The sequence below is a fragment of the Arthrobacter sp. TS-15 genome (assembly GCF_006964045.1).
Taxonomy (GTDB): Bacteria; Actinomycetota; Actinomycetes; order Actinomycetales; family Micrococcaceae; genus Arthrobacter.
In genome coordinates, this window is the sequence record NZ_SDXQ01000025.1 from 1 (window position 1) to 8077 (window position 8077).

The window sequence follows — 8077 nt, forward strand, 5'->3', positions numbered from 1 at the left end:
TTGGTTGCGGTGGCTTTCCATTCGCCGAGGTCGAAGCCGAGTATTTTGATGCCTGCCAGGACGCCGAGTCGGCCTTCGACGCCGAGTTCCAGGGGGCAGGTCCAGGTGAGGTCTTGTCCGCTGGCGGCGGTCACGGTGATGGTGGTGGTCGCGTAGGGGCCGATGCCGAAGGTGATCCCGGCGATGCCGTAAAGCTTGATGGTGGCATCGAAGTCCAGGGATGCTCGTGCGGTCAGGGATGCTGAGGCCTTGTACTCGTTTTCGATTCCTGCGGTAGTGGGTTTGTCGTTGACCAGGTTGAACGAGCCGTTGTTGTATTTGAAGCCGTGGTTGCTGGTGACGGTCTGGGATGAGGAAAACACCACCTCGGCGTTTCCGTCCAGGGAGAAGTTCGCGTTCATGGTCGCGTTGCTGGTCACTACTACTGGGACCGGGCCGGCCATGAACATAAACGCGGAGTTCAGTTCGCCCAGTTTGGCGGTGACCTGGCCTTTCAAGGATCCCTGGGCCGTGAGGGAGTGTTCGGCTTTGATGGAGGGGGTGATGACCACGGAGACTTCCTTCAGGCTCAGGAAGGCGGTCTCCAGTGTCATTTTTGCTGTGGCTTTGGCCGTGACGGAGGACTTCAGGGTCACTGACCCGTCACCGGTCAAGGGCGCGTCGGGTTTGCCGAACTCGCCCTTGACGGTCCTGCTCAGGACCATGGATTTGTTGAACACCTCCGCGGAGGCCGCCGCGTAGGGCCGGGCCATATCCGGTGTGGTTCTGGTTGAGGTGGGGGCCGTGTCAGGTTCAACCACGACGTCGGGCGCGGGGATGAACTCGGAACTCACCGGGGTGCCGGTCACTTCGAGCAAACCTCCGGTGGAGACCACGGCCTCGGGCACGGTGGCGGGTTTGGTTTTCACCAGGGTGGTTCCGCCCGGGTCCCGGACTACTTGGACTACCCGGACCAGGAGCCCGTCCGGGGTGCCGGTAGTAGCACCGGAGACCAGTACGTCATTGGGTTTGATGTCCGTGGCCTGATCCGAAGGCAACGCAATGGTGTTGGTGGTCACCTGGGCTGTTTGGAGTTGGGCGGGTTCCAGGACTTCAACATCCGGGGCCACCGTGACCGTCCCCGCTGCAGGGTTTCCCGGGTCGGCCGGGGTTTTCTGGCCCGCGTACCGGTAGAGGAACGCGGCCATCGCATCACGGGCGATCCCGTCAAAGGGCCGGTACTGACGCGCCCCGTTACCAGCATCCCAGCCCGTGGAAATCCCGGCCCCGGCCAACCAGGTGATCTCCGTGTAGAACCCGCCACCGGCGGGAACATCCGTAAAAGGAGACACCGGTGGGGCCGTGAACGCTGGCTTGTCCGCGTACCGGTACAAGAACGCGGCCATCGCGTCACGGGCGATCGGAGACAACGGACGATACTCACGCACCCCGGAACCAACATCCCAGCCGGTGGAAATACCCGTGGAGGCAAGCCAGGTGATTTCTTTATAAAACGCTGCCTCTACCGGAACATCCGTGAACGGCGACATCGTGGGCGGTGTGAACGCCGGGGACCCGGCATGGCGGTACAAGAACGCGGCCATCGCGTTCCGGGCAATGGACTCCAACGGACGATACTGCCGCACCCCGCCACCAACATCCCAGCCCGTGGAAATACCCGACGCGGCCAACCACGAAATCTCCGTAGCGAACTGCGACTCCGCCGGCACATCCGAGAACGACACCACGTTCTCCACCACCGGATCCGCAGCCACCGCCGACGGCACCACCAACAACCCCGGCACCACCACCACAACAACAGCAACCAACCACGCCACACCACGACGAAACACCGCAACCCCCACACCTTGGCGACACCCAGACAACACTCAGAAAACTAACTACACGGCATCCACAGCCGGCATTACAACAGCGTCGGGAAGTGCACCCGCACATTACGTCCTGATTCGAGATCGACCCAGCGGTCCAGAGTTACGTTTCAGGTGGCGGGATGTTTGACGAGCTCGGGCATCACGGCACCACACTCATAGGCGGGTGAATCAGCGCCCACTATCGCACCTAGGAATCCATGCAAAGGGCAACCGAAACGGCGGAAGTCGCCTCCGTCGTAGGATACGAGGAATGCATCGGGCTTGGTCAGGGCTTCCTTGATAGCTGGCCACTCCGATTCGGGAAATCCGGCCATCCCGGCGGTTTGGTGCCCGCCGGGCGATCCTTTGAAAACCTTCAGGGCAGTGGTACCGCCAGCGGGAGTTGAAACGTCTGCATATCCAAAGCCAAGCAAGATCGAGCATGGTTTGGTGGCACGCTTGGCGGACTCAGCGGCCGATAGACAAACGGGACTATCACTATTCCAGAGCGCGCTGACCAGGAACTTCGGATTACCGAAGGGCTTAGTTACGCCATCCACCCCTTTGAAGGAAATGTTCCGTCCCGGAGTGGTGTTTATTATGTGGAGGTCCATATCAAGCAGGAACCTGGCACTCATAAAGCCGGGCTTGTCGTCGGCCACTGTCTCGCCCAAAGAGCTCGTTATGACATTCACATCGAGATCGAAAGTGTAGCCGTCCACGTCTTTCATGTGGGCAACAAAAGTGCCGGACGGCCCTCTCGTACCGGCGACTGCAGGGCCGGTTAGCGGCGTTTGCGTTGGTGTGGGAGTTACAGATTCCACGGGCACAACGGCCTCTGAGGGGCTTACAACAGGGCTATTCGCAGGTGGCGTTCCAGGGCTCGGCGCGCAGGACACGAGCGGGGCCACTGTCAAAGCCAGAATCCACACGTGGGCATTGTATTTCCTGACTGCTCCGGAAATTCGCATTACCGTTCACCCCGAGATCTCCCACCCATAATGGGCTCGACACCGTGCCTGAGCAAACCGTATTGCATGGCCTCCGGTAACGCGCCATATATGACAGGTGAATTTTGTCATGTCACACGGATTTATCGAGCCTGAGCCAGCCGCTTCTCCACTTCGGCAGCTTTTTCGGGCTGGCCGGACACCACGTAAAGCTCCGAGAGGATGGACAGCGCCCGCTCCGGTTTAGGAGTTAGCGCAGCAGCGCGTTCAATATCTGCAATAGCGCCCGCCATATCCTGCCCGCTGGCTTTGGCAAGTCCTCGGAGCAGGTATGGCTCCGACGTCCACGGCGAGCGCTCAATCTGCCTGTCCAGAGTGTTCCTTGCGGCGTTCACGTCCCCTGTACCCAGCTGCCCTACGGCCAGTGCAGTAAGCGCCTCCATAGAGGACGGGTTACGTTCGACGGCGGAACTCGCCCAGGTGACTGCGGCAGCTGCCGCTGTTGTATCGCCGGTGACGGCCCGAACGGCGAACGCCTGGGCGGCAAGGAGAGCTACGTCCTGGTCCCAGGGTCGCAAAGCCCTGGCCTGCTCGAATTCCTTGGAGGCCAGCGGGATGTCTCCCTTGGCAGCCAGCTCAGTTCCGGATTTCATTGGCAGCTCTGCGCTTGCCGCCACACCACTGAGGATGGCACCCACCAAGGCAAGCCCTGCCGCCGCCAGGCGCACTGAATTCAACGCCTTGCCCGGCCGACGCCCGGCGTTTGCTTCCTGTGCTGGTGCATTTCCAAGGATGGCACCGGCCAGAACGCACACCAGGGCGGTAGTTCCCGGCGAGGTGAAGTGAGTCATGAGGGCGAATCCGTAGCCGCATACTGCCGCCAGCGCGCCTACCAGAAACAGTTTGTGTTCGTTCACCGGCAGGGCGCGGCTACGCCTGACGCCCGCCACGATGACCGTACACATAACTACCCCCGCGGACAGGAGGAACAGAAGTCCTCCTGCGCTGACCAATTGAAGAGCCACCATGTGCGGGCTATCCGCCGGGAACTCAGTTCCCACGTTCCTGGCGAATGCGTCGGATAGGTGAGAAGGCAAAACGTCCACGAATTGCCCGGCCCCAAGCCCAACGAATGCTTTGCCTGACAATGCCCGGAGGGATGCCTCCCACAGATACACGCGACCCGTGACTGTTTCCGTACTGAACAAGCGCTCAGCGACGGATGGGATGGACCATGACAAGACTGCCGCAGCGCCCAAAAAGCCCGCAAGGGCAGTGAGCGCGAGGACTCGCTTTCCGGATCTCATGAGCTGGAACGCCTTGAATCCGAAAAGCACAGTTCCGCAAACAACCACAACCAGAATGCAACCCCGTGAACCGGAAGCGACCGTAACCACTCCTGCCGCAACAGCACCTATTTGTGCCAGCCTGTTCTTTGTCCACAACGCCGAGGGCAGAAGCAGCAAGCATGCGACCAACCCCACCAGGCCTAAGTCCGTGGCATTCCCCAAGGTCGCTCCGGGACGGACATCGTCGGCGCCGCCAAGGGGCCTAAGACCAGCTGCCTCGGCCACCGCGATAGGCATCAGAATGAGCATGCTGAAGCACAGCCCTCGGACCAGATACCGCCTGCTTTTCGACGCTGTGGACCCCCCAAGTACTCTTGCGCCGACTACCAATAGACCCACATACAAAAGCAGGACAGGCAGGCCTTCGTAACGCGGCCACCGTCCAACGATGGCCGCACCGGGGTCTCCGGAACTCAGTGCGGCAATGAGAAAAACCGCCGCTATCGCTGCCAGAATTAGCGCCACAGGACGCCCAAGTCTTGCGGTGGCGGGGACCAGAAGACCCACGCACAGGGCGATAAACAAAATAGTCAGTTTTGGCAACACAAACCTGTGCAGGCCGTCCGGAAGCAAAACCAGGGGTGCTGCGATAAATAACGTCACACTAATGAGTGCTAATCGGTCATTACCGAAAGTTGACTCCCAAATGCGACGTAATGATTGCACTATTTTCCCCCATGATCGACAGACCCGCCGTACAAGAAATAGCATGTGGCAGACGCAACAACTTGACTTGACTCGGCGTCGAAAAACAAATATATGGGGGCAATCTTGAAACAACTGAAGCTATCACGGCAAATACTTTTGCCCGTGACCGGTTTATCACTACTCGCAGCATCCTTCTCCGGCGCACCGGCTGCCATGGCTGCGGGAACTGCAAGCATCAGCGGTAGCGTGCAGATGCAGGCTGGTCTCAGTGCCAGCATGATCATCATCGACGCTTACAAGGACGATGCATACGTCGGCGAAACCCGGATTTGGAGCGGTTCCGGGACTTACACATTGAGCGGACTGGAGCCTGGCAACTACAAGGTCAAGTTCAGTGCCTACGGTGAAGGTGGCGGCGCTCCGGTCAATGTCCAGGAATGGTTTGACGACAAAGAACTGGCGTCCTCGGCTCAGACAATCACTCTGACAACGGGGCAAGCACAAGCAAACGTCTCCGCGGTTCTCAATACGGGCGCCACTCTCAGCGGCAAGGTGTCCGTCCCTGCCGGCGTCGATGCCACCAAAGTGAACGTGAACGCAACACGCGATGGCGAGTACAGCTCATATAGCACTTCGCTGAAAGCGGATGGTACGTACTCGCTCACCAACATGATCGCCGGTCAATACCGGCTGCGGTTCAACTGGGGCTCCCCGTGGGATCCCAACCCAACCCCCAGCCCGGTGATCGAGACCTTCCTTGGGAGCAAGGACTGGTCGTCAGCCACCCTGCTCGAGGTTCCCAAACAAGGCAACATCACGCAAAACGTTACTTTGGCCCCCGCCGGAATCGCGACCGGCAAAGTGACTGTTCCAGCCGGTGTCGATCCCACGAAGGTCTCTGTCTACTTTTCCAATGCGGCCAAGCCCTCTGATCCAGGGGGATACACCACGGCAAACGCCAATGGTGACTTCAGCATTGGAGGGCTGACCCCGGCCACCTACCGAGTTTCCTTTGGCTGGAGCGGCTCCGACTCCCCCGTGCTTTCCGCGTACTACGGGCCTTCGGGAGCAACGCAAGACAATGCCACTTTGGTAACCCTGCAACCAGCCCAAACCGTTACAGGAATCAACCAAACACTGATAGCTGCCGCGAAAATAAAGGGCAAAGTGACGGTCCCGGCAGGATTCTCGGCTTCTGGCATCATGGTAACGGCTAAAGCCACAACCGACCTTGCCTGGGTGAGCAGTGCCCAAACCGATTCGACGGGTGCGTTCAGCATTGGCGGCCTCCCGGCAGGATCATACAAATTGCAGTACTCGCCCTTCAACCAAAACCTTCTGGACCAGTGGCAGGGCCAGAAGCAGGACGCGTCAGCATCAGTCGCCGTTGCTGTGACTACCGGTCAGACAATCTCGGTGGCCAATGAGGCCTTGGTGCCTGGGGCCGCCGTATCGGGCACGCTCAGCGTTCCTGCAGGTTCCTTCAGCCAAGCCAACTACGCTGCCTTGGTAGGCCCCGGCGGAGTGGTCAGCCAGGCCTCTGTCGATAACACTGGAAGCTTCTCTTTCAGCCGGCTTCCGGCAGGGACCTATGCCATTGAATTCAACCGATCCAGCGGCTTGACCACTGACGTTGAAGCCTCCTTCTTCAAAGACAAGTCCGAATCCGCAGGCGCTTCATCAGCCACCACGGTCACTGTGGCTACAGGTGAAGCGAAGACCGGGCTGACAAGCACAGCGAAGACGGGTGGCACGCTCACGGGAAAGATTGTGGGCACAGACGGGCAGCCACTGAATAATGTTCCTGTCCGCGTTTACACCAAGGACGGCTCGCTGGTCACCCGCGGCGCGAACACCATCGCCGATGGCACGTTCAAGGTGACAGGACTTACCACGGGAAGCTACTTGGTCTCGGCCAACATGATCCCAACCCGGCCTTCGGGCTCCCTCGGAACTATCTTCTCCGGCAACGTCAAGACCGAAGGGGCTGCCTCGAACGTAGGAACCACAGTGGGTACAAACACTGACATCGGTACCCTCAGCTTCGCCACAGCAGGCAACGCCGGCACCGGATTCTCCGACGTACCTGCGGGCGGGCAGTTCAGCACAGAGATTAGCTGGATGGCCACTGCCGGTATCAGCACCGGCTGGACGGAGGCGGATGGCTCCAAAACGTTCCGGCCGCTCTCCCCCGTCAACCGTGATGCGATGGCAGCCTTCATGTACCGGCTGGCAGGAAAGCCAGCCTTCACTCCCCCGGCCACGTCACCGTTCACGGATGTGCCCACCAGCAGCCAGTTCTACAAGGAAATTACGTGGCTCGCTGACAAGGGTGTCTCCACCGGTTGGACAGAGTCGGACGGCAGCAAAACCTACCGTCCCCTTCAGGCGGTCAACCGGGATGCGATGGCAGCCTTCATGTACCGGCTGGCAGGGAAACCCGCCTTCGATCCCCCGAGTTCGTCACCGTTCACCGATGTGCCCACCAGCAGCCAGTTCTACAAGGAGATCACTTGGCTGGCAGCTCAAGGCATCAGCACTGGCTGGACAGAAGCGGATAACAGCAAGACGTTCCGCCCGCTGAATGCCGTCAACCGCGACGCGATGGCTGCCTTCATGTACCGCTATAACGGGAAGTTCAACCCGAGCTAGTCCTCAGCAAGCGAGCGGGCCGGCACCACAAGAGGTGGTGCCGGCCTTCTCGTACCTTCGGGTGCCGCCGTCAATGGCAGCCCCTTCTTTCGTCCTGATTATTTTCCCAAGGTGTGGGGGTTGCGGTGTTTCGTCGTGGTGTGGCGTGGTTGGTTGCTGTTGTTGTGGTGGTGGTGCCGGGGTTGTTGGTGGTGCCGTCGGCGGTGGCTGCGGATCCGGTGGTGGAGAACGTGGTGTCGTTCTCGGATGTGCCGGCGGAGTCGCAGTTCGCTACGGAGATTTCGTGGTTGGCCGCGTCGGGTATTTCCACGGGCTGGGATGTTGGTGGCGGGGTGCGGCAGTATCGTCCGTTGGAGTCCATTGCCCGGAACGCGATGGCCGCGTTCTTGTACCGTCATGCCGGGTCTCCGGCGTTCACACCGCCCACGGTGTCGCCGTTCACGGATGTCCCGGTAGAGGCAGCGTTTTATAAGGAAATCACCTGGCTTGCCTCGGAGGGTATTTCCACCGGCTGGGCTCTCGATGGCGGGGTGCGTGAGTATCGTCCGTTGTCTCCGATCGCCCGTGATGCGATGGCCGCGTTCTTGTACCGGTACGCGGACAAGCCGGCGTTCACGGCCCCACCGGT

Annotated in this window: 5 protein-coding genes; 2 read left to right on the top strand and 3 right to left on the bottom strand. The window is 60.2% G+C overall.

Annotated elements, in window-relative coordinates; all coding sequences use genetic code 11:
* The 3 genes from EU811_RS09445 to EU811_RS09455 all read right to left on the bottom strand — a co-directional run.
* The coding region (locus tag EU811_RS09445; protein ID WP_187697107.1) for an S-layer homology domain-containing protein at positions 1-1832 on the bottom strand (1832 nt) is incomplete at its 3' end.
* Positions 1833-1978: 146 nt separating this feature from the next.
* Entirely contained in the window at positions 1979-2581 is a 603-nt protein-coding gene (locus EU811_RS09450; protein ID WP_142938216.1) for a hypothetical protein, read from the bottom strand.
* A gap of 362 nt (positions 2582-2943) precedes the next feature.
* Complete coding sequence (locus tag EU811_RS09455) at positions 2944-4386, bottom strand: polymerase (RefSeq protein WP_238703374.1); 1443 nt, start codon at positions 4384-4386, stop codon at positions 2944-2946.
* A 567-nt stretch (positions 4387-4953) separates the two neighbouring features.
* Between EU811_RS09455 and EU811_RS09460 the strand changes: the two genes are divergently transcribed.
* Positions 4954-7449 carry an S-layer homology domain-containing protein gene (locus EU811_RS09460; protein WP_446698049.1) on the top strand — a complete coding sequence of 832 codons (2496 nt, stop codon included), beginning with the start codon at positions 4954-4956 and terminating at the stop codon, positions 7447-7449.
* Positions 7450-7574: 125 nt separating this feature from the next.
* Positions 7575-8077, top strand: a 503-nt coding sequence (locus EU811_RS09465; RefSeq protein ID WP_187697109.1) for an S-layer homology domain-containing protein, incomplete at its 3' end; no start/stop codon positions are given.